Genomic DNA, 20833 nt, shown 5'->3' on the forward strand with positions numbered 1-20833 from the left:
AGTTAAATTGGAAGATAAAGAGGTTAGCAGATGGCATCAAGTAAAGATTATTTGGAATTCATATTAGAGCAGCTATCCGGTCTTAATGAGATAACGCATCGTTCAATGATGGGAGAATATATCCTGTATTATCGAGGCAAGGTGTTTGGCGGTATCTATGATGATCGCTTTCTGGTAAAGCCCACAAAATCCGCCAAAGCCATGATGCCCGATGCGGATATGGAGCTTCCGTATGAAGGAGCAAAAGAGATGATCCTTGTGGACGATGTTGATGACAGGGAGTTTCTCAGAGAACTTGTAGAGGCTATATATGAAGAATTACCTGCCTCTAAGAAGAGATGACTTTTATCTTAGAAAAATAGTTGACAAAAAATATGTAACATATTACATTATTTACATAGGTAATATATTACATATTTTAATGAGGTACTTTTATGAACTACGATGAAGTGATGAATATTGAGAAGGTGAAGTTCGGTGATATGCCTCCACAGCCTTTTTTACTGGGACTTCTAAGTGCATTTGACAATAGGTATCAGGCAGCTGCTGATGCGTATTTCAAGGAGATCACCTGGAAGCAGTTCTTTGCCATAATCTGCATAAACTTATGCAAGGAGCCACCTACGCTTAATGAACTTTCAGACGTAATGGGCAGCTCGCATCAGAATGTTAAGCAGATTCTGTTAAAGCTTGAGAAAAAAGGCTTTGTTTCAGCTACACCTGATGAAAAAGACAAGAGAAAGCAGCGCATATTCGTCACTGATAAATGCAGGGCTTTTTTGGAACAGAATGACAATAACGGTCAACAGAGCCGGTATGTGATTGGCCGTATCTTTGAAGGAATCGATGAAAAGAGCCTGCAGACTACCATACAGACAATAATGAAAATGGAAAGGAATCTGAGTGAATTATGAAAACACTTATAATCTACACATCCCAGACAGGATTTACAAAGAGATATGCACAGTGGCTCGCAGACAGAACAGGCGGAGATCTGCTTGATCTTAAGGATGCTCAGAAGAAGAGCTCTGATTACTTTGAAAACTATGATTCAATCTGCTATGGTGGATGGGCTATGGCAGGAAATGTTGTTAAGGTGAAATGGTTCTTTGAAAAGGCTGGTAACTGGAAGGATAAGCGTCTTGCTATGTTCTGCGTAGGTGGTAGCCCTAATGACAATCCGGATGTTGATGTGTTTCTTCAGAATGTATTAACGGATGAGCAGAAGAAGTACGTAAAAGCATTCTATTGCCAGGGCGGCTTTAACTATGAAAAGATGAAGGCTCCTTCAAGGCTTGCAATGAAGATGTTTGTATCAACCCTTAAGAATAAGAAAGATGCTACTGAGAAGGAAAAGGGAATGGCTGAGAAGATGGCATCATCCTATGATATATCTGACATAAAGTTCATAGAGCCTATTGTGGCCTACCTTGAGGGAAAAGACAATGAGAAAGCTGTTTAAGACTCTTTTTGCGATAGTAATCATATTCGCGGTAATAATTGCATCTGCGATTGTTATAGAGTGTAAAACAGATCCGAATAAGTGAAATTCGGGTCTGTTTTTCTTTGTTGACATAATATGACAATAGATATAATATATCAAACAGATATATCTAATTGATATATGCTTCATTCAAAAGGAGATTACAGTTATGCGACAAAGAATAAGAAAAACAATCCTATTGATATCATTACTTCTTTTCCCAATTACAATGTGGTATTTCTCGCCGTACCTGATCATTAATGCAGCTATGGAACACGTTATTAACGGCAGTTTTATAGTTTTTGCAGCGATGCTTGTCTTTTCAATGTTTTTCGGAAGAGTGTGGTGTGGATACCTTTGCCCGGCAGGAGGACTACAGGAATGTGCACTTCGGATAAATGACAATCCTGCAAAGCAGGGGAAACGTGATAAAATCAAATATGTGATATGGATCATCTGGATATGCACAGTAATCGCTACATTCGTGATGGGTAAGAATGACGTGCGCATAAATCCTTTTTACATGACAGACCATGGCATATCTATTGCAAGCATATACAATTATGTGATCTACTATGGCGTCATATTATTATTGTTGATACCGGCACTTATCCACGGTAGAAGAGCAGCGTGCCATTATATCTGCTGGATGGCGCCATTTATGGTAATTGGAAGCAGTATCGGAAGGCTTCTCCATCTGCCGCAGCTTCATATTGAAGCAGACAGGGATAAATGCATTTCTTGCGGAAAGTGCAGCAGAGTATGTCCAATGGGACTTGATGTAAAAGAGCTTGTTAAAGCCGACAAAAATGCCAAATGCACTGAGTGTATCCAGTGTGGAGCATGCGTCGATGAATGTCCTAAATCAGTCCTGCAATATAAGTTTACTTGGAAGTAATCAGGAGAAAGAAATATGGCTAAGGATAGGAAAATAGACGTTGTGATCTTAGGTCTTTTATCCCATGAAGATCTGACCGGATATGATATAAAAAAGAGGCTGGACGGAGCGATAGGCTTTTTCTGGAAAGGAAGCTTTGGGAACATTTATCCTGCGCTGAGCTCAATGGAAGAAGAGGGGCTCATTTCCAAAAAGAAGAACTCTAAGACAGGTGGACGCGAGAGGATTCCTTACCATATAACTAGCAAGGGAACCAAGGCTTTGAGAACATGGCTGGAGGAAACACAGGTTTCCAATGAGCTTAAATATGAAACTCTGCTTAAGCTGTATTTTGGCGGAGCTGCGGATAGGAGCATCACGATCAGGAACATTGAGATTTTTGAGGAAGATATTAAGCGAAATCTGGCGGTGCTTAATATGTACAAAGAAAATCTGGAAAAAGTGCTTGATGAAGAAGACCATGTTTTCTACTATCTGACTGTGACATTTGGAATTGATACCTATGAGGCGTACCTTAAGTGGTGCACAAAGGCGAAAAAGCTGCTGAAAAATAAGGTGAATTAAAGGTTAATCAAAAAAGGTACGTGAAGAACGTACCTTTTTTACGTTTTATTTAAAGAAATATCATAAGCATAACGATTGCAAAGCCTACTGCGAAGGTAAGTGCACCTCTGTCATTGTCTTGTTTAAGGGCTATCTGAGGAATTTCCTCAATGGTAGTGTAAACAAGAGCTCCACCGGAAACTGACATTATATAAGGCAGAAGGCCGGGGAATAAAACAACCAGTACAACAGTGATAATACCGAGAAGCGGTATTGGCGCACCGGATACAACTCCCATAAGAAATGCCTTGCCGGTTTTTGTTCCTGCTTCTCTAAGCCAAAGAGAAACGTTGAGCGCTTCCGGGATATTCTGTAGTGCAATGGCAATAGCCAGAACAAGTGCAACCGATGATGATATCCATTCAGTCTCCATGAAGTGAGCCGCGTAAATAGTTCCAAGTGCTATTCCTTCGGGAACATGATGGATCACTTCCTTTAGCACAGCCTTTATTTTGGGGCTTAATTCACTTTCCGGACCTTCGGTTATATCGGAATAAACATGTGTGTGTGGTATGAATTTATCAAGAAGAATCTGGAAGAGCACGCCTACACAAAAGAATATGGTTACAGGAATGATTCCCTTATGTACATTGGTGTCAAAACCTTTAACTGCAGGCTCTATCATAGCCCAGACTGCAGCTGAGAGCATAATACCTGAACTGAATCCAACCAGTACAGCCCTCATCTTGTCCGAGAGCTGAGCCTTCTGAGCATAGATGATCAGCGAGCCCAGGAGTGTTCCGACAAGAGGAATCAGCATTCCAAAGATTGTCTCGGTGTCGGAGAGGGTATTAGCGCTGTCCAAATGTGTTATAAGTGCTCGGAATCCAATGAACAAAAGAATTGTTCCGCCCATGATCTCGGATCCTGCCTTGTAGCGATCCCCGAAAACGCTGCCTATCTTAACTCCTGCCATTGAAATGATACAAGTAATGACTCCGATAATGATTACTGCAATCACAACATTGATAAGTCTTCCTGAATCAATGATCTCAACCGGTACAGCTACAAAAGTGATGCCGACCGCCAAAGCATCAATACTTGTGGCTACAGCCATCATAAACATCGTCTTGACATCGAATCCCGGCGAAACTTCCTCATCCGGACCAAGCGCTTCCTTGATCATATTGCCACCAATCAGTGACAGTAGAATAAAAGCTACCCAAGGCGCAACCATGCTGATCAGCTTAACAAAATTGGAACCCACCAGATAACCTATAAGAGGCATAACTCCCTGAAATGTTCCAAACCATACGCCACACAAGAGATACTCTTTCTTTGTGACCTTGCCTGCTGCAAGACCTTTACAAATAGAAACCGCGAACGCATCCATCGCCAAACCTACTGCCAAAAGCAGTACTTCAAATAAGCCCATAATCCATCTCCTAAAATGAATAATAAAAAGACCAAGTACAGAAAACTATACTTGGTCGTTCCTTCGAAAAATGACAGCATGCATAGTTTTCCTTAAACAACTATACATGAGTCTCGCAATTTAAAACAAGCCAGGCCAAAGCCAGTATGTTGACTTGCTACGTTAAAACGCTTGCTACTCCCTCATGGGAAATATGAGAAATCTTATCATTAAAAACGGATGCTGTCAACGTATGATAAGATGTCAGCCTTTTCCACAAAATGATGATCAAATTCTGTGATAGTTTTGTTAAGATGCAGATCATAAAAATCACCTTCAGGTAATGAAGGCAGTGACTCTACTTTCCGTAGGTACAATATTCTTTCATTCCATATTACAATCTGTGCATGGAGATAAGGAAAAATGAATCAATATGTTACAGGCACAGTAATTAAACAGCTTAGGGAAAAGAATAAGATGACACAGCTTCAGCTGGCGGAAAAGCTTGGAGTTAGTGATAAGACAATATCAAAATGGGAAACTGCCAAAGGGTATCCGGATATTACACTGTTAGAACCAATAGCGGAGGCATTTAGAATTTCGGTAACAGAACTTATATCCGGAAATACCATTCATAACGAAAACATATCTGCAAATATGCTGAGATCGAAGTTTTATGTCTGCCCGGTCTGCGGAAACGTAATACACAGTATGGGAGAAGCGGCTATTCATTGCCATGGCATACAGCTTACACCGCTGGAGGCAGAACCTGCAGACGAGAACCACATGGCAGTTATTGAGCGCATTGAGGATGAGTATTATGTGCGGATTGATCACAGCATGACGAAGGAGCATTACATTTCGTTTGTGGCGGCGGCTTCATCCGATAATATTCAAATAGTAAAGCTCTATCCGGAAGGATGCGCAGAGGCGCGGTTTAAGATCCTTGGAGTCAGACGAATTCTCTTTTACTGTAATCGTGATGGCTTATTTATGGCCGATCCTTTAAATATTAGATAAATCAATGTAAAACAGCTCCTTTTCAGTGTATGAGAGGGGGTTGTTTTTATTTAGTGATAAAACAATATTATGAGAAAGCAAAAATATGAGATAAAGCGATATGTTTTAACAACTGTTACAGTGTTGATTGTTTCGATGCTGCTTTGTGCATGCATGCAAGGAGCGGCTTTTGATGGAAGCATAACCGAAGATGAAGATCATTTTGATATGACCTTTGAAATTCTTAATACGTCTTATTCTCATGAACTGGAGATGAAAGAGGGGGAGGCTCTTGAAGTAACGGTAGATGATGAATCCGGGAATCTGTCTTTGCTGATCCAAAAGGATGATAATAAGCCAATCTATCAGGGAAATAAGATTAAGTCTGCGAAGTTTCAGGTTGGAATTGACACTGAAGGAACATATACACTTACAGTTACAGGAAGAAAGGCGAGGGGGTATGTTATGATAAGAAGAGTTGAAGGTGGAATTAATGGAGAATGAAATTATGAATTATTGTATAGAAAAGAATTACAGAAACAATGACGCGCTTAGGGCATCATTCAACAGACTTGCTGAAAAGACCTTTGGGCTTAACTTCGAGAACTGGTACCAAAACGGTTTTTGGAAGGACAACTACATTCCATATTCTGTGGTAATAGATGGAGAGGTTGTTTCAAATGTTTCAGTCAACGCCTGCAACATGAACTATAAGGGGAGAATTGTAAAGCTGATCCAACTTGGTACAATCATGACGGACAATGACCACAGGGGAAAAGGGTATGCCAGAGTCTTGATGGAAGAGGTTATTAAAGATTATGACGGAAAAGTTGATGGAATGTACCTCTTCGCCAATGATTCTGTACTTGAGTTTTATCCTAAATTTGGTTTTAAGGAAGCAAAGGAATATCAGTACACAAAAGAAGTGACAATATCCGGTGAATACAAAGCCCAAAATATTCCGCTTAATGGTAAGGTTGATTTTGACAGGGCTATTAAGATCCTTGATACAAATGAGCAGAACGCACAGTTGTATATGGTAGGGAATTCCGGACTATATATGTTCTATCTTTCACAGTTTATGACGGAAGACTTGTTCTATATTGAGGAGTGTGACAGCTATGCCATTGCTGAAATGGAGGATGATACACTTATCTTACATACCATCATCGGGAATGGGGCAGTAGATGAGGTAATCAGGGCATTTGGATCTCAGGTGAAAAAAGTTATCCTTTGCTTTACTCCGAAGAACACCGGTGGTTTTGAAAAAAGCGAGCTTCATGAGGAAGATACTACATTTTTTGTTCAGGGAAAATTTTTTGAGAATAGTTGCGACGATGAATATATGATGCAGGCTATAACGCATGCATGATTAAATGAGGAGCAATGTATGATTCAGTTTGGCATGCCGACACTTATTGAGAACAAAACTCTGGAAGATAACATAAATCTATGCAGTAGTCTTGGCCTAAATTTTATAGAACTAAACATGAACTTTCCTGAATATCAGGTTGACGAATTGGAGCAGACTGATCGCCTTATTGAACTTGCGGATAAAGCAGGAATCTACTATACCATTCATCTTGATGAAAACCTGAACATTGCAGATTTTAACCGTCTGGTTTCGGAAGCATATCTTGAAACGGTCAGGCGCTCTATCGAGGTGACAAAAGCTCTTTTACCGCTGCGTGACCTTTATGGCGACGCGAGTCAGCCCCTTACCCTTAACATGCACATGCATCATGGGATTTATATCACTTTACCTGATCGAAAAGTACAGATGTATGACCGTGATTTTGACACCTACATGAAGGGTTTTTCTGTATTCCGCGAAAAATGTGAGGAGTGGATCGGGGACAGTGACATCAGGATCGCTGTAGAAAATACAGACGGATTCAGAGAATACGAAAAGAAGGCAATCGAGTTTTTGCTTGAGAGTTCAAAGTTTGGGCTTACCTGGGATATAGGTCATTCAAAAGCAATCGGCGAAAAAGATGTTCCCTTCATAATGAGCCATCAGGATCATTTGATCCATTTCCATATCCATGATGGCTCAGAGAATCCGCACAGGAACCATCTGGCTCTTGGAGACGGAGAAATTGATCTGAATGAAAGGCTAAGCCTCGCTGGGCAGAGAAATGCAAGATGCGTTCTTGAAACTAAGACCATTGAGGCACTTAAAAAGTCAGTCATTTGGTTAAAAATGTGGTATTATTGATATATGGGTTAAAATATTACTTTAAATTGATGATTGATTTGAAGGAGCCATATGGATAATTCTGCAGCAGTGAATAATTTAGATAAAGGTGTAGGTCAGTTTGTCGCTGAAGCAAGCATTGATGTAACTGATGTGACACCCTTATTTGATGTTTCTGAATATCCTGAAGATCAGCGTGAACTTATAAATGAGTGTAATCGAAGGATAGATGAGGCCAACAACAAATATCGAATCGCGAAATTCAGAGAGGATATGTTTGCAAAAGGCCTAAAAGCCGGTATGTATTTCTGTACTTTCGACCGCGATGAGAATCTGCTGAGCTTTGAGTTCAATGATGAGACCAGACAAATGCTTGGATACGACGGACTGGAAGATCTGCCCAATGAGTTCGACAGCTGGGTTAAGACCCTTGTTCCGGCAGAAAGAGATGGCATTGTCAAGCTGTTCTGGGACTCAGTAAAAATGCATCGTGAGCTTCCAGACATTACACATGCTACCTACCGTATGCAAAAGAAAGACGGCAGTATCATATGGGTTACCGGAGCGGGAAGATTTATAAGGCGTCCTGATGACGGCTCTCTTGAAATTTATATGGGATGCTATCGCGATATCACAGCACAACAGGAGAGAGAGGAACATATAAAGATCATTGAGGCTATTGGCAAAGTCTTCAATTTCTCACTGTTTATTGATGTACGGGATATGAGCTATCGCATGATCAGCAGCAATGAATATGTTGATATGGTTTCAAAGGATTCGGATGCTCTGCAGTTCCTTAAAAACAATGTTGATTCATCAGTTGCAGAGAGCTTCCACAAAGACTTATATGATTGGCTTGATAAGGATAAAATCCTTGCAGCCGTTGAAGAACATGGATCTACTACCATGGAGTTTTACAGCGAAAGCGCAAATCGCTGGTTCAACGGAGTCTTTATGGTGGGAGACAGGAATGAGGACGGAAGTCTGGCTCACCTTGTTTATGGCTGTATGGATACAACGGATAATAAACTGCAGAGTCTTGCCCAGCAGAAGAAGATATCTGAATTTGAAGCTGAGATATATGTAGATTCTCTTTCTAAAGTCCGTAACAGAAGATTTTTGGATGAAAAGCTCATCTATGAGCCATGTCATGCAGTGGTTATGGCAGACATCGATTTATTCAAGGAAGTCAATGACACAGCAGGCCACAGAAGTGGTGATGAAGCAATCAAAAAAGTTGCCAGGATTCTGGAACAATCGGTTCGAAAAGATGATGTGGTGATCCGCTACGGCGGTGACGAGTTTATGATGGTATTCTTTGATATTTCCAAGGAGGATCTTGAGAATAAGCTGTCATATCTGAGGTCAGCAGTAAAAGAGATAAGGATTGATAATAACCCTGATGTTAAAATTACTATGAGCTTTGGCGGCGCTTACGGAACAGAGCTTGTAAATAATCTGATCGCAACTGCGGATAAAGCTCTTTATGAATCAAAAAAGAGCAGGGATACATTCACAGTAATTGAGGTTTAAAAGTAAAAAGTTCTTGAAAACAGTTTGCAGTCATATTAGCCTTTTCTTAGGACGTTTTTCCTAAGAAGAGGCTTTTTTTTCGGGAGTTTTGTATGAGTAGAGATAAAATGGTGGGGATAAAGGACATAGCAGACAGATGCGGCGTTTCTCCGACTACGGTATCAAATGTTCTAAACAACAAAAATAACGTGGGGAGGCAGACACGGGACAGGATCCTTGAAGCTGCCAGAGAACTTGGGTATGTCCCCAAAAGAGCAGAGGAGACAATCCACAAAAGAAAGAAGAATACAGTTGCTATCAACTTCAGTGACTTTGACGCACAGTTTTACTTTGATGTTCTTCACGGCATAAGTGATTATGCAGTTAAAAAAGATTTCAACCTCCTGATATGTACGAAAGAGAACTTCTCAAAATATGCTGATTCAGACAGTATCTGCGGCTGTATAATCATGGACTGGAGTACGGATGATGCGACAATCCTAAAGATTGCCGACAAAGGAATTCCAATGGTCACGCTTGACCGTCAGATGCCCCATAAGCTGATAAAAAACATGGTGACCGGAAACTATGAGAGTGAGAGAACACTTGTTGAAAAGCTTGTGGATTCGGACTTTAGGTCTTTTGCCTTTCTGGGTGGTATAGATTCGGATGACAACAGGGAGAGATACAGGGCATTTAGAGACGTATTAAAGGAAAACGATATCTCTTTTAACAGAAATCTCTTATATGAAGGGGACTGGACAGAGAAGAGCGGAGCAGCTGCTGCGAGGCTGATAATGCTGCAGCCTAAGATGCCTGAGGTGTTAGTGTGTGCCAACGACCTGATGGCCATAGGTGCCATAAGAAAGTTTCAGGAAAACGGTATAAGAGTTCCCGAAGATATCTCTGTTTGCGGATTTGATGATGTGATAATGTCCAAGTATCTGGGGCTTACAACAGTGAGCGTTCCCAACTATGAGAGGGGCTATCTTGCAATGCAGGCACTTGCGGACATAATAGACGGCACGGGGAATTTCGATAATTTCAAGATCGGTGCCAGAGTTAAATGGAGAAAGTCAATTAAGTCGGTAACATGAATAAAATCGAAAGATATTTTGAAAAGCTGAAGACTAAAGATATAATCTGCTGGGGAAATGGAAAGCATTACAGAAATATCACTTATCCTTTTTTGCAAAAGAGTGGTCTGATTGAAAATCTAAAGGGATTTGCAGATGCTTCAGATAAAGATAAACTGGCGCAGATGGATAGGAATAAAACTGTTATTCTGATTGCAGTTACCGGGTATGATGAGATTCTTGGCCAGCTGAAGGCGGATGAGAGGCTTTCCGGGTTCGAAGCTGTTCCGTCCATTTATCTGGAATCTCTTTATGAGGATATGCTTCTTTTATCGGTTAATAAGCCACCATTGAATTATCGGAAGGAAGAAAAGCCGGTTATTCCAAAGCTAATTCACGCAATCTGGTTTTCGGGCGATCCGATGCCGGAGCTCTATCTTAGATGTCTTGAGTCCTGGAAAAAATATGCACCTGACTACGAGATAAAAATCTGGAACATGGAGACCTATAAGCCTGATCGGTGCCTTTTCTTTGAGCAGGCAATAGAGCACAAAAACTGGGCATTTGCGTCGGACTATGCAAGAGCGGATCTGCTCTACAGATACGGTGGCATTTATATGGACCTTGATGTTGAGATGCTCCGTCCAATTGATGATCTGCTTTATAATGATGCCTATATGAGCTTCGAGTCATTGGATAGAATAGAATGCGGTTCAGGAATGGGCTCAAGGCCCGGGCATCCGATTATTAAGGAAATCTGTGAGAGTTATGAAAAAAGACCCTACCTTAAGGAGGATGGAACCTGGGATAATTCCACCTGCCCGGTGCGTTACACGCAGGTAATAGAAAAGCATGGCCTAAAAAAAGACGGAGGCTTTCAGTTTGTAGAGGACATCACGGTTTATCCCTTTGAGGTGCTGACCGGAAAAAGCTTCGACACAGGTATTATCTACAGCTCGGACTTAAGCTATACTGTGCATCATCACAACGGAAGCTGGATTCCGGATCCTGCACATAAGGCGATGAATGAGAGGTATAATAAGATTCAAAGGTTTCTTGAATCACTTGAATAAAGAATGAGGCAAAATGAGTACATCAGAAAAAGTTCTGTTTATACTTGAATCCAACAAAACTAAATATACATCCGGAGAAGAGATAGCCGGTCAGTGCGGCGTTTCAAGAAATGCAATCTGGAAAGCCATAAAAGACCTTCGCGAAAAAGGTTATTGCATTGAGGCAGTCAGCAATAAAGGATATAAGCTTACCGGGAACAACGATATTATTTCTGCCTGGGGGATAAAGGCTGTTCTGTCTGAAGGCACAGACATGGCAGATATATACGTCTATGACAGCCTGAAATCCACAAGCGATAAGGCAAAAGAGCTTGCGGTGAATGGAGCATCTCACGGAACAGTCATAGTTGCTGCGACCCAGACAGGTGGAAGGGGCAGGAAGGACCATACTTTCTTTTCTCCTGAAGGAGGGCTCTATATGAGTATTGTCCTAAGGCCTGACTTTTTGTTCAGTACTGACTATAAGGAAGTTACCTCTTTTGTCGGAAACTCCGTAATAAGCGCTATTAAAGAACTGACCGGGATAGAGTCATATATAGATGGGATCAATGATCTGTATGTCGATGGTAAAAAGATATGCGGAATCCTTCTTGAGTCGGGAAGTGAGTTTGACAGTGGCACTCTGCAGTGGATTGTTGCAGGGATAGGAATTAACTTTGATTCGGATATAAACAGCTTTCCTGAAGATGTGAAGAAAAGAGCATCCAGCCTTTTTGATAGTGGAAAAGCCACGATTACCAAAAACAAGCTGATAGCAAGAATAATTGAGAAAATATTGGATTTCTAAACAATGGTAATACTGATGTGCCTACGGAACAACCTTATTTCACATAGGGGTGCTCGATTGTCAACTTGAATCATGCTTCAGGTTGACAATCTTTTTATCGTGTGTTACCTTCATTTAGGTATTTAATGAAAATATTTGTTGGAGGATTTGACATCATGAGTAGTGCAAACGCAGTAAAGGCAAGAGATAATTCAAAGGTTTTGGATCTGGTATATATCGCGATCGGAGCAGCGCTTATAGCTATATGTTCCTGGATCAGTATTCCTACAGCAGTACCATTTACACTTCAGACATTCGCAGTATTCTTTGTTCTGCTGGCATTGGGCGGAGAGAGAGGAACGCTTGCAACACTTGTTTATGTACTCCTTGGAGCAGTCGGAGTTCCTGTATTTGCAGGCTTTTCCGGAGGAATAGGAGTTCTTCTCGGAAATACAGGCGGATATATTATTGGATTCTTATTTACAGGTCTTATATACATTCTTTTTACTAAGTTTTTTAAGAAGAGCATCGTTATGAAGGTAGTAGCGCTGGTTATTGGACTTGCAGTATGCTACGCATTTGGAACAGCATGGTTTATGCATGTCTATATGAAGAGCAGCGGAGAAGTAGGACTTCTTACAGTACTCGGATGGTGTGTATTCCCGTTCATCATTCCCGACCTTCTCAAGCTGGCTTTGGCTGTAGTAATTTCAAAGAGAATTGAACCTGTAATAAAATAATTTTAAGATTTTTCTTGAAAACAATTTTTAATCATATTAGCCTTTTCTTAGGACGTCCGAATCTTACCTAAGAGGAGGCTTTTTTGATGAATAAAGAAGAGTTTCATGAGTTTGTTACAGCTAGTACCGGTAATGAGAGCAATATATGCCAGATATATGCTATAAAAGATGGCGAGGTGGCTTATGACGATTGTTGGCACGGTTTTAAGACAGAAGATGCCATGAACGTCAATTCGGTCACCAAAGGCATTATGTCGCTGCTTGCGGGAATTGCACTGGATAAGGGCTGTATCAAAGACGTGGATCAGAAGGTGATGGATTTTTTTCCTGACTATACTGTTAAGCGCGGGGAGAAGACAATCTATGATGTGACGATAAGGCATCTGCTTACGATGACAGCTCCATATAAAGGAAAGTCAGAGCCCTGGAAAAAGGTATGCACATCTCAGGACTTCACGCTTGCGATTCTGGATAACCTCGGAGGCCGTGGTGGTATCACAGGAGAGTTTCGGTACGCGACTCTTGGAATCCAGATTCTGGCCGGTATTATTGAAAGAGCATCGGGAGAGAAGTGCATCGATTTCGCAAACAGAGAGCTCTTTTTCCCATTGGGACTTCCTTCCAGGATCCCTCACGGAGACAGCTCCAAGGAAGACCAGTTTGATTTCTTTATGAACAAGAATCCCAGAAGATATGAGTGGTACACAGATCCTAAGGGGTGCGTTACAGCAGGCTGGGGACTATGTATGTCGGCAAAAGACATGGCGGTGATCGGAGAGATGGTTCTTGAGAACGGCTCTTTTAACGGAAGAAGGATCATCTCCGAGGAGTATCTGAAAGATATGCTGATGCCACATCTTAAGCTCGGTGAGAGAATGGGATATATGAGCTACGGATACCTCTGGTACAAACCATTTGACGACAGAGAAGTATACGCAGCTATCGGAGATAGTGGAAACATTATCTATGTAAGTAAAGAGGATAATGTATCAGTGGGTATAACAGGTACGTTCAAGCCTCGGATTTTTGACAGGGTAGAGTTTATAGAAGAGAAGGTACTACCACTTTTGTAACAGGAGTTTATGTATGAGTTGTAAGGTCACGGTTATTGGAGCAGCCATAGTAGATATATTCGCTGGTGCAGTAGATAAAGAGATTTTCACAAAGGGATCAGTGCCTGCCCGGGACATAGGAATGTCCTGTGGCGGGGATGCTCTTAATGAGGCAGTTACATTGTCCGGACTTGGGAATGATACTGAGATAATATCCCTTTTAGGAGATGATGAAGCCGGCGGGATTGTGAAAAAATGTCTTGATGGAAACAAGGTTGATACCCGAAAAATAACTACAAGCGCAGACATTCCGACAGCGACAAATATAGTTCTTGTGGACAGTGATGGTGAGAGATACTTCATCACAAATCCTAGAAGCTCTTTAAGGAAACTCTCCAAGGAGCATATACTTCCTCATCTTGATGATGCCGGAGATATTGTAAGTTTTGCCAGCATATTTGTATCTCCAAGGCTAACTGTAAGTGATATGGAAGAGGTCTTTAGACAAATTAAAGGAACTCCCGGCCGTGTCCTCGTTGCGGACATGACAACAGCCAAGAATGGTGAGACGATAAAAGACCTTGAACCGATCCTTAAGAATATCGATTATATAATTCCAAATGAGAAGGAAGCAGCGATCTTAACCGGTGAGAGTGACCCTGTAAAAAGCGCAGGGATTTTTATTGAACACGGAGCAAACACTGTGATCATCAAATGCGGGAAAGAGGGATGTATCTACAAAAATTCTTTTGAGGAAGGACACATCCCCGCTTGCCCAGATGTAAAAGTTGTCGATACTACTGGCGCAGGAGACAGCTTTGTTGCCGGATTCATCCATGGCCTTTCAAAAGGACTTAGCCTGCAGGATTGTTGCAAGTATGGATGTGCTGTATCATCTGTTGTTGTAGAACATATGGGAACACAGGGCATAGCTGAAATTAGTTATGAAGCAAAGCGAAGGTATCAATTCTATGGCTGTTCAAACTAACGATCAAAAGGATATACATACAAATATGAATCCAATAAAGAAATATATAGCTGAACAAGATGAAACGATTCGTCCTCGTTTGGAAGACGTTTACAAAGTAATCAGTGATGCAATGCCAAATGCAGAAGAACGCATATCGTGGGGGATGCCAACTTTTTGGGAAGGAAGAAATATTATCCATTTTGCCGCTGCCAAAAAGCATATTGGATTGTATCCAGGGCCTGAAGCTATTGAGTTTTTTGCTGATCGATTGCAGGACTATAAAACAAGTAAGGGCGCTATACAATTGCCTAATAATAAAGAACTGCCGCTTGATCTTATAAAAGACTTATCAAGATGGTGCTATGAGAGAAATATGAATTCTCATAAATGACTTACAGCGCACTTTCTATGCGAGGAAGTGAAACTCCCAGTTTACGGGCATCTTCGCAGATCTCTCTTACACTGTAGCCTACAGCATACTTGCAAGGCCAACTTTAGATGTGATCACAGCTTCAAAACTGCCGCGCTTTAAAACCTCTGTTTCCATGGCGGCGTTGAGCACGTAGTGATTCCAGAGAAATGCATTTATATCCTTGTGGACAGATACCTTAAAACCTGCGGACTCAAAGAGCTCTTTTACCATCTGCTCCCTACTTGAGAGGGTATCAGAAGAAGCTCCTATCTGCACGGACCCATATAAGATTCCGTTCAGGACATTATCAGTGATTCCGCCGCCGGCACTGGGGAAGCTGATAACGAACTGATCTTTGGGGAGAATATCGATATTATCCACAGGATTTCCGCCATGGTTTCCCATAAGAAGGATTGTGGAATCACCTGCAAAGTCTTTTACGCTCTCTACAGCATTCGTCACCTGTTCAGGATTTACGCTGATGAGGATCAGATCATACTTCTCATCCGGAGATATTTCATACTTTAAATTGATATTCCATTTTGTATCTATATTCTTTTTGGTTCTGCCATCATAGTTGTGCAGCTCTATATAGTCAGCGTAAGTGTGACGGCTGCTTTTTCTTACAAAGAAATCTACCGTGTTTCCTGCATTTTGAAACGCCCAGCCATATTGACTACCGATCACGCCTCTTCCTAAAATAAGTATTTTCATAACTAAAACTCCTTTTGTGAACATTTGTTGATTTATAGACATCTGTGTGTTATCGTCATCATATAGCTGATAAATAGCACCTGCAATAGCTATTGTTCCTGTAAATGTTGGATAATCAACAGATAGAGTCAAATTGTTCAGAAAGAGGAAATATGGACAGAAGAGTTGCAAAGACAAGAAAGCTCATATTAAATGCGTTTCTAAAGCTGCTTAAGGAAAAAGGTTTCGAGAAGATCACAATTCAGGATATAGCTGATGAAGCGGATATTAACAGAGGCACAGTGTATCTGCACTTTGAGGATAAGTATCACCTGATGGACTATTGCATCGACAGTTATGTGGATGAGATGCTTACACAGTGCAGTGGAAGCGAAGAGATAAAGATAAAAAGAGACTCTCTTCAGATGATCTTTAATTATCTTGGAGAGAATAAAGAGATATATAAACTGCTTCTGGAAAACGATAAGAACGGGGCTTTCCTAAAAAAGATGGAGTCTGCTGTTGAGGAACAGGTTAAGATTGCAGTTGATCATACATCTGCTAAGAAAGGAAAAGAAGCAGATATCCTGATAAGATTTCTGGTGTCAGGTTTTCTTGGAGTAATGGACCTGTGGATAAGAAGCTATCCGGACACTTCTCCTGAGGAAGCTACAGATCTTCTTATGGATATGCTAAAGCCATATATGGAAAATCTTTTTTAATGCATGGAACTTACATCGATAGACATAAGGACGACAGGAGATGAAAAAAATGAATCTTCAGAGCCAGAAAATGAGAGAACTTGCGCCGGAGCTTGATCCGCTGCGTATTGGAACGGGATGGAAAACGGAGGATCTTTCAAAGCCTCAGATATATGTAGAGAGCAGCTTCGGAGATAGTCATCCGGGCAGTGTACATCTTAACAATCTCACTGCTGAAGTTATTAAGGGAATTGAGAGCAAAGGCGGCCATGGAGCCAGGTATTTCTGCACCGATATGTGTGACGGAGAGAGCCAGGGTACGGACGGGATCAATTACAGCCTTGCCAGCAGGGAGATGATGGCAAACATGATTGAGATCCAAGCAAATGCTACGCCCTTTGATGCAGGAGTTTTTCTGGCAAGCTGTGATAAGTCGGTTCCGGGAAATCTGATGGGTATGCTCAGAGTTGATATACCTTCGGTTTTTGTACCGGGAGGTGTAATGAAGGCCGGACCTAAGATGCTGACTCTGGAACAGCTCGGTATGTACAGTGCAAAGTTTGAGAGAGGCGAGATAGGAAGGGATGAGCTTGACTGGGCTAAATTAAATGCATGTCCCGGGTGCGGAGCATGCTCTTTTATAGGAACAGCATCAACCATGCAGATAATGGCAGAAGCGCTTGGACTTGCTCTTCCGGGAAGTGCACTTTTACCTGCGGACGGAGAAGAGATAAGAAGCTGCGCTTACAGATCAGGACAGCGAGCAGTAGAAATGGCAGGCTCTAATGATATGCGTCCATCGAATATCTTAAGCCTAAAGAGCTTTGAAAATGCTATTCTGGTCCATGCTGCTATTTCAGGATCCACAAACGCTCTGATGCATCTGCCGGCAATTGCACATGAACTTGGTATTGAGATAGACGGTGATACTTTTGACAGGCTTCACAGGGGAGCCCATTACATATTGAATATAAGACCTGCAGGCCATTGGCCGGCTGAGTGCTTCCACTATGCAGGCGGTGTTCCGAGGATCATGGAGGAAATCAAAGACCAACTTCATCTTGATGTAATGACCATTTCAGGTAAGACTCTTTTAGAAAATCTGGAAGAACTAAAGAAAAACGGCTATTATGAGAAGTGCGAACTTGGCCTTTCAGACTTTTGTAGACGTTATGGCATTACAGTTTCAAGAGAAGATATAATAAGACCATATACTGATCCCATAGGTACGGATGGAAGCATCGTGATTCTCAAAGGAAATCTCGCACCCGAAGGCGCCGTAATAAAGCATACAGCATGTCCAAGAGAGATGATGAAGGCTGTTCTTTATGCCAGACCTTTTGATTCTGAAGAGGAATGTCTTGATGCAGTGCTTCACCACAAGGTGCAGAAAAATGATGCGGTATTTATAAGATATGAAGGACCTAAAGGCAGCGGAATGCCTGAGATGTTCTATACATCTGAAGCCATCAGCTCGGATAAAGAGCTGGGAAGGTCCATAGCGCTTATAACTGACGGAAGATTCTCCGGAGCATCTACAGGCCCTGTAATTGGTCACTGTTCTCCGGAAGCAGCATCGGGTGGACCTATTGCTCTTGTCGAGGAGGGAGATCTCATAGAACTTGATGTGATGGAGCGAAAGCTAAATATCGTTGGCATCAAGGGAGAGAGAAAAACTCCTGAAGAGATAGAAGAAATCCTTAAAAAGCGCAGAGAGAGCTGGATGCCACGAAAGAGAAGATACACCAAAGGCGTATTAAAGCTCTTTGCCAATCACGCCGTAAGTCCAATGAAAGGCGCATATTTAGAGTAATGCTGAGGAGTAAAAATGAGTAGAAAAATATTGATCATAAATACAGGCGGAACATTGTCTGCCGTAATGAAGAGTAACGGCCTTATACCGGGACTTTCAATCCATGACATGCAAAAAGAGCTTCAGATGGTATCGGGAGATACTGATATTGAGATTGAGGACTTTTGCTCAGTGGACAGTGCAAATATTTTCCCGGAAGACTGGAGCTTGCTGGCAAAAAGAATAAGCCAGTGCCGTAACGACTATGATGGAATTGTAGTGATCCATGGCACGGATACACTGGCATATACCTCGTCTATGCTCTCATATATGCTGAGGAACATAAATATTCCCGTTGTAATAACGGGCTCGCAGCTTTCTATCACTAATCCTGTTGCTGATGCGATGGAAAATTGCAGATGCGCCATTCATATGGCAGCCAGCCAGATACCGGGTGTTTTTGTGGCATTTAACAGAAAAGTAATGCTCGGATGCAGGGCTTCAAAAGTAAGGTCACTTAGTTTCGATGCGTTTGAAAGTATCAATTATCCTAACATCGCTACTATAAGCTCACTTGGAATGAAGATTGATACGTCGGCAGTTCCGGAGAGAACAGGGATTTTCAAACTTACAGATACCTATTCAGACAAGGTCTGCATGATCAAAATGTTCCCCGGAATACACAGGAGCTTCATCGAATCAATTGCTGATCAGGGATATAAGGGAATATATATCGAAGCCTATGGAATCGGAGGAATGCCTTTTATCAAGCATGACTTCATAGGAGCATTGGACAAGCTTATTCAGAGCGGAATCACAGTGGTTGTCGGAACCCAGTGCCGGTACGAAGGCACCAAGATGGATGTCTATGAAACAGGTAAAAGAGCTCTTGAAATCGGTGCACTTGAAGCTCACGACATGACAACAGAAGCAGCCCTTACAAAGCTCATGTGGATACTTGGACTGACTGAGGATGTAAAAGAAATACGTGATAATTATTCTATAAATGTAGCAGGAGAAATGGCGTAACATATGAACAATAATGAAGTTTATGAGCAGGTAAAAGAAAGACTGATCAGATATGCAAAGATCGATACTCAGTCGGCGGAATATACCGGGCACTGGCCAACAACAGAGAAGCAAAAAGACCTTGCACGTGTGCTTAAGGATGAGCTTATAAGCATAGGCGTATCCGATGTTTATATGGATGAAAAAGGATGCGTTGTATATGGCAGAATTCCTTCAAATGTGCAGGATAGTCAGGTAATGCCTATAGGATTCATTGCCCATATTGATACAGCTCCCGATGCCAGCGGAACAAATGTTAAGCCCTGGGTTTTGGAAAACTACGATGGCGGAGACATAGTTCTTAATAAAGAGAAGAACATCGTAATGAAGGCTTCAGACTATTCAAACCTTAGTATGTACATAGGACAGGACCTTATACTGACGGACGGAACAACACTGCTTGGAGGGGATGACAAGGCTTCGATTGCAGCCATCATGTCTTTTGCCCAGTATCTGGTTGACCACGGCGATGTAAAGCATGGAGACATTTGCATTGCCTTTACTCCCGATGAGGAAGTGGGAGGACTTGCAAGGGACCTGGATTTTGAGAGGTTTGGAGCAAAGGTGGCCTACACTTTGGACGGCGACCACCTCGGCTGGTATGAGGATGAGACCTTCAATGCATCGGAAGCGGTGTTTGACTTTACGGGCAGAAGCGTACATACAGGCACAGCCAAAGGCATCATGATAAATGCAGTGGATATGGCAGCTGAGTTAATGGCTATGTTGCCAAAGAAAGAAAAGCCCCAGTATACCGAAGGAGTGGAAGGCTTTTATCATCTGATCTCCTGCGAGAGCGACTGTGAGCATGCAAGGATAAGGCTGCTCATTCGTGACTTTGACCACGACAACTTCAAAAGGCGCGAAGACTTCCTTAAGGAGTGTGCAGATAAGCTGAGAGCAGACTATGGTGATGAGCGTGTGAAGCTTACGATCATCCATCAGTACAGCAACATGAAGGAAGTTCTGAAAGATGTTCCGTTCATGATAGACATCTTAAAGGATGCGATAAAGAAAGCAGGTATAGAGCCTGTCTGCGAACCCTTCAGGGGAGGAACCGACGGAGCAGCCCTCTCATTCAGAGGCCTTCCGTGCCCGAATCTCTCAGCAGGTTATGAAAACGCCCACGGAAGATTTGAGTATGTACCAATACAGTCTATGGTAAAAAATGTAGAGATATTGCTGAATATCTGTGAAAGCGCTATTGCATATGCCGACAATGCGTGATATATTCTATAACTGAAGGTCGCAAAGACCTGCAAACACAACAAAATACCGGACAAGGGGAGCTGATAATGGCTGAGAGGTGCATGAGCACGACCCTAAACCTGATTTGGATAATGCCAACGTAGGAATCGTCAATTAGTATGCGTAATTAGCGTCATCTGTATCAGATGGCGCTTTTTTATGTCCATCTGACAGAATGTGCTAAAACTCTCTCAGT

At 41.9% G+C, this 20833-nt stretch carries 23 protein-coding genes and 1 riboswitch; of the genes, 21 read left to right on the top strand and 2 right to left on the bottom strand.

Features of this window, described 5'->3' with window-relative positions:
- Positions 1 to 30: 30 nt before the first annotated feature.
- The 5 genes from G633_RS0100790 to G633_RS0100815 all read left to right on the top strand — a co-directional run bounded on the left by G633_RS0100790 (position 31) and on the right by G633_RS0100815 (position 2945).
- Entirely contained in the window at positions 31 to 342 is a 312-nt protein-coding gene (locus G633_RS0100790; protein ID WP_022768903.1) for a TfoX/Sxy family protein, read from the top strand.
- 92 nt (positions 343 to 434) lie between these two features.
- Positions 435 to 914: a MarR family winged helix-turn-helix transcriptional regulator gene (locus G633_RS0100795; RefSeq protein WP_022763612.1), complete on the top strand. Its 480-nt coding sequence runs from the start codon at positions 435 to 437 to the stop codon at positions 912 to 914.
- Positions 911 to 1462 carry a flavodoxin domain-containing protein gene (locus G633_RS0100800; RefSeq protein WP_026518816.1) on the top strand — a complete coding sequence of 184 codons (552 nt, stop codon included), beginning with the start codon at positions 911 to 913 and terminating at the stop codon, positions 1460 to 1462. The genes G633_RS0100795 and G633_RS0100800 overlap by 4 nt, the downstream gene beginning before the upstream one ends.
- Before the next feature lie 190 nt (positions 1463 to 1652).
- On the top strand, positions 1653 to 2381 hold the full coding sequence (locus G633_RS0100810) for a 4Fe-4S binding protein (RefSeq protein WP_035770369.1): 729 nt from the start codon (positions 1653 to 1655) through the stop codon (positions 2379 to 2381).
- Between the two features lie 15 nt (positions 2382 to 2396).
- Positions 2397 to 2945, top strand: coding sequence for a PadR family transcriptional regulator (locus tag G633_RS0100815; protein WP_026518818.1), 549 nt, complete (start codon positions 2397 to 2399; stop codon positions 2943 to 2945).
- Positions 2946 to 2994: 49 nt separating this feature from the next.
- On the opposite strand, the gene G633_RS20355 is transcribed toward G633_RS0100815, so the two are convergent.
- Complete coding sequence (locus G633_RS20355) at positions 2995 to 4359, bottom strand: manganese efflux pump (RefSeq protein ID WP_081664652.1); 1365 nt, start codon at positions 4357 to 4359, stop codon at positions 2995 to 2997.
- 402 nt (positions 4360 to 4761) lie between these two features.
- Between G633_RS20355 and G633_RS0100825 the strand changes: the two genes are divergently transcribed.
- The 12 genes from G633_RS0100825 to G633_RS16940 all read left to right on the top strand — a co-directional run bounded on the left by G633_RS0100825 (position 4762) and on the right by G633_RS16940 (position 15114).
- Positions 4762 to 5358: a helix-turn-helix domain-containing protein gene (locus G633_RS0100825; RefSeq protein WP_026518819.1), complete on the top strand. Its 597-nt coding sequence runs from the start codon at positions 4762 to 4764 to the stop codon at positions 5356 to 5358.
- A gap of 69 nt (positions 5359 to 5427) precedes the next feature.
- Positions 5428 to 5841: a hypothetical protein gene (locus G633_RS0100830; protein WP_026518820.1), complete on the top strand. Its 414-nt coding sequence runs from the start codon at positions 5428 to 5430 to the stop codon at positions 5839 to 5841.
- Positions 5842 to 5845: 4 nt separating this feature from the next.
- Positions 5846 to 6709, top strand: coding sequence for a GNAT family N-acetyltransferase (locus G633_RS0100835; RefSeq protein ID WP_026518821.1), 864 nt, complete (start codon positions 5846 to 5848; stop codon positions 6707 to 6709).
- An 18-nt stretch (positions 6710 to 6727) separates the two neighbouring features.
- Positions 6728 to 7555 (top strand): TIM barrel protein, encoded by an 828-nt coding sequence (locus G633_RS0100840; RefSeq protein WP_242838806.1) that lies wholly within the window; start codon positions 6728 to 6730, stop codon positions 7553 to 7555.
- A 51-nt stretch (positions 7556 to 7606) separates the two neighbouring features.
- Positions 7607 to 9067: a sensor domain-containing diguanylate cyclase gene (locus G633_RS18950; RefSeq protein ID WP_026518823.1), complete on the top strand. Its 1461-nt coding sequence runs from the start codon at positions 7607 to 7609 to the stop codon at positions 9065 to 9067.
- A gap of 92 nt (positions 9068 to 9159) precedes the next feature.
- Positions 9160 to 10143: a LacI family DNA-binding transcriptional regulator gene (locus G633_RS0100850; protein ID WP_081664653.1), complete on the top strand. Its 984-nt coding sequence runs from the start codon at positions 9160 to 9162 to the stop codon at positions 10141 to 10143.
- Entirely contained in the window at positions 10140 to 11195 is a 1056-nt protein-coding gene (locus G633_RS16930) for a glycosyltransferase family 32 protein (RefSeq protein WP_051199838.1), read from the top strand. The genes G633_RS0100850 and G633_RS16930 overlap by 4 nt, the downstream gene beginning before the upstream one ends.
- A gap of 13 nt (positions 11196 to 11208) precedes the next feature.
- Positions 11209 to 11982: a biotin--[acetyl-CoA-carboxylase] ligase gene (locus G633_RS0100860; RefSeq protein WP_026518825.1), complete on the top strand. Its 774-nt coding sequence runs from the start codon at positions 11209 to 11211 to the stop codon at positions 11980 to 11982.
- A gap of 155 nt (positions 11983 to 12137) precedes the next feature.
- A complete protein-coding gene (locus G633_RS0100865; RefSeq protein WP_026518826.1) occupies positions 12138 to 12701 on the top strand; it encodes a biotin transporter BioY in 564 nt (187 codons plus the stop codon).
- An 86-nt stretch (positions 12702 to 12787) separates the two neighbouring features.
- Positions 12788 to 13774 carry a serine hydrolase domain-containing protein gene (locus G633_RS0100870; RefSeq protein ID WP_026518827.1) on the top strand — a complete coding sequence of 329 codons (987 nt, stop codon included), beginning with the start codon at positions 12788 to 12790 and terminating at the stop codon, positions 13772 to 13774.
- Positions 13775 to 13787: 13 nt separating this feature from the next.
- Complete coding sequence (locus G633_RS16935) at positions 13788 to 14741, top strand: carbohydrate kinase family protein (RefSeq protein ID WP_051199839.1); 954 nt, start codon at positions 13788 to 13790, stop codon at positions 14739 to 14741.
- Positions 14698 to 15114, top strand: coding sequence for an iron chaperone (locus tag G633_RS16940; protein ID WP_081664654.1), 417 nt, complete (start codon positions 14698 to 14700; stop codon positions 15112 to 15114). Before G633_RS16935 ends, G633_RS16940 begins: the two co-directional genes overlap by 44 nt.
- 78 nt (positions 15115 to 15192) lie before the next feature.
- On the opposite strand, the gene G633_RS16945 is transcribed toward G633_RS16940, so the two are convergent.
- On the bottom strand, positions 15193 to 15849 hold the full coding sequence (locus G633_RS16945) for a ketopantoate reductase family protein (RefSeq protein WP_035770460.1): 657 nt from the start codon (positions 15847 to 15849) through the stop codon (positions 15193 to 15195).
- Positions 15850 to 16001: 152 nt separating this feature from the next.
- Between G633_RS16945 and G633_RS0100890 the strand changes: the two genes are divergently transcribed.
- From G633_RS0100890 to pepT, 4 genes are read left to right on the top strand one after another with little or no spacing between them, the layout of a single operon-like run.
- The gene (locus G633_RS0100890) at positions 16002 to 16550 is read left to right on the top strand and encodes a TetR/AcrR family transcriptional regulator (RefSeq protein WP_026518828.1); all 549 of its coding nucleotides are present in this window, start codon (positions 16002 to 16004) and stop codon (positions 16548 to 16550) included.
- 49 nt (positions 16551 to 16599) lie between these two features.
- Complete coding sequence (gene ilvD / locus G633_RS0100895) at positions 16600 to 18342, top strand: dihydroxy-acid dehydratase (RefSeq protein ID WP_026518829.1); 1743 nt, start codon at positions 16600 to 16602, stop codon at positions 18340 to 18342.
- A 15-nt stretch (positions 18343 to 18357) separates the two neighbouring features.
- A complete protein-coding gene (locus G633_RS0100900; protein ID WP_022768830.1) occupies positions 18358 to 19350 on the top strand; it encodes an asparaginase in 993 nt (330 codons plus the stop codon).
- Positions 19351 to 19353: 3 nt separating this feature from the next.
- On the top strand, positions 19354 to 20616 hold the full coding sequence (gene pepT, locus G633_RS0100905) for a peptidase T (RefSeq protein WP_026518830.1): 1263 nt from the start codon (positions 19354 to 19356) through the stop codon (positions 20614 to 20616).
- Between the two features lie 45 nt (positions 20617 to 20661).
- Positions 20662 to 20762: riboswitch (TPP riboswitch) on the top strand.
- Positions 20763 to 20833: the final 71 nt, after the last annotated feature.

Source organism: Butyrivibrio sp. FCS006, from assembly GCF_000424525.1.
GTDB lineage: Bacteria > Bacillota > Clostridia > Lachnospirales > Lachnospiraceae > Butyrivibrio.

What these genes read in the sequence shown, in the direction of transcription:
- G633_RS16930 (WP_051199838.1), top strand. Translation starts at nt 10,140, where the DNA reads ATGAATAAAATCGAAAGATATTTTGAAAAGCTGAAGACTAAAGATATA.
- G633_RS0100790 (WP_022768903.1), top strand. Translation starts at nt 31, where the DNA reads ATGGCATCAAGTAAAGATTATTTGGAATTCATATTAGAGCAGCTATCC.
- G633_RS0100840 (WP_242838806.1), top strand. Translation starts at nt 6,728, where the DNA reads ATGATTCAGTTTGGCATGCCGACACTTATTGAGAACAAAACTCTGGAA.
- pepT (WP_026518830.1), top strand. Translation starts at nt 19,354, where the DNA reads ATGAACAATAATGAAGTTTATGAGCAGGTAAAAGAAAGACTGATCAGA.
- G633_RS0100800 (WP_026518816.1), top strand. Translation starts at nt 911, where the DNA reads ATGAAAACACTTATAATCTACACATCCCAGACAGGATTTACAAAGAGA.
- G633_RS0100870 (WP_026518827.1), top strand. Translation starts at nt 12,788, where the DNA reads ATGAATAAAGAAGAGTTTCATGAGTTTGTTACAGCTAGTACCGGTAAT.
- G633_RS0100865 (WP_026518826.1), top strand. Translation starts at nt 12,138, where the DNA reads ATGAGTAGTGCAAACGCAGTAAAGGCAAGAGATAATTCAAAGGTTTTG.
- G633_RS0100815 (WP_026518818.1), top strand. Translation starts at nt 2,397, where the DNA reads ATGGCTAAGGATAGGAAAATAGACGTTGTGATCTTAGGTCTTTTATCC.
- G633_RS0100860 (WP_026518825.1), top strand. Translation starts at nt 11,209, where the DNA reads ATGAGTACATCAGAAAAAGTTCTGTTTATACTTGAATCCAACAAAACT.
- G633_RS16935 (WP_051199839.1), top strand. Translation starts at nt 13,788, where the DNA reads ATGAGTTGTAAGGTCACGGTTATTGGAGCAGCCATAGTAGATATATTC.
- G633_RS0100835 (WP_026518821.1), top strand. Translation starts at nt 5,846, where the DNA reads ATGAATTATTGTATAGAAAAGAATTACAGAAACAATGACGCGCTTAGG.
- G633_RS0100850 (WP_081664653.1), top strand. Translation starts at nt 9,160, where the DNA reads ATGAGTAGAGATAAAATGGTGGGGATAAAGGACATAGCAGACAGATGC.
- ilvD (WP_026518829.1), top strand. Translation starts at nt 16,600, where the DNA reads ATGAATCTTCAGAGCCAGAAAATGAGAGAACTTGCGCCGGAGCTTGAT.
- G633_RS0100890 (WP_026518828.1), top strand. Translation starts at nt 16,002, where the DNA reads ATGGACAGAAGAGTTGCAAAGACAAGAAAGCTCATATTAAATGCGTTT.
- G633_RS16945 (WP_035770460.1), bottom strand. Translation starts at nt 15,849, where the DNA reads ATGAAAATACTTATTTTAGGAAGAGGCGTGATCGGTAGTCAATATGGC.
- G633_RS0100795 (WP_022763612.1), top strand. Translation starts at nt 435, where the DNA reads ATGAACTACGATGAAGTGATGAATATTGAGAAGGTGAAGTTCGGTGAT.
- G633_RS0100830 (WP_026518820.1), top strand. Translation starts at nt 5,428, where the DNA reads ATGAGAAAGCAAAAATATGAGATAAAGCGATATGTTTTAACAACTGTT.
- G633_RS20355 (WP_081664652.1), bottom strand. Translation starts at nt 4,359, where the DNA reads ATGGGCTTATTTGAAGTACTGCTTTTGGCAGTAGGTTTGGCGATGGAT.
- G633_RS0100825 (WP_026518819.1), top strand. Translation starts at nt 4,762, where the DNA reads ATGAATCAATATGTTACAGGCACAGTAATTAAACAGCTTAGGGAAAAG.
- G633_RS16940 (WP_081664654.1), top strand. Translation starts at nt 14,698, where the DNA reads ATGAAGCAAAGCGAAGGTATCAATTCTATGGCTGTTCAAACTAACGAT.
- G633_RS18950 (WP_026518823.1), top strand. Translation starts at nt 7,607, where the DNA reads ATGGATAATTCTGCAGCAGTGAATAATTTAGATAAAGGTGTAGGTCAG.
- G633_RS0100810 (WP_035770369.1), top strand. Translation starts at nt 1,653, where the DNA reads ATGCGACAAAGAATAAGAAAAACAATCCTATTGATATCATTACTTCTT.
- G633_RS0100900 (WP_022768830.1), top strand. Translation starts at nt 18,358, where the DNA reads ATGAGTAGAAAAATATTGATCATAAATACAGGCGGAACATTGTCTGCC.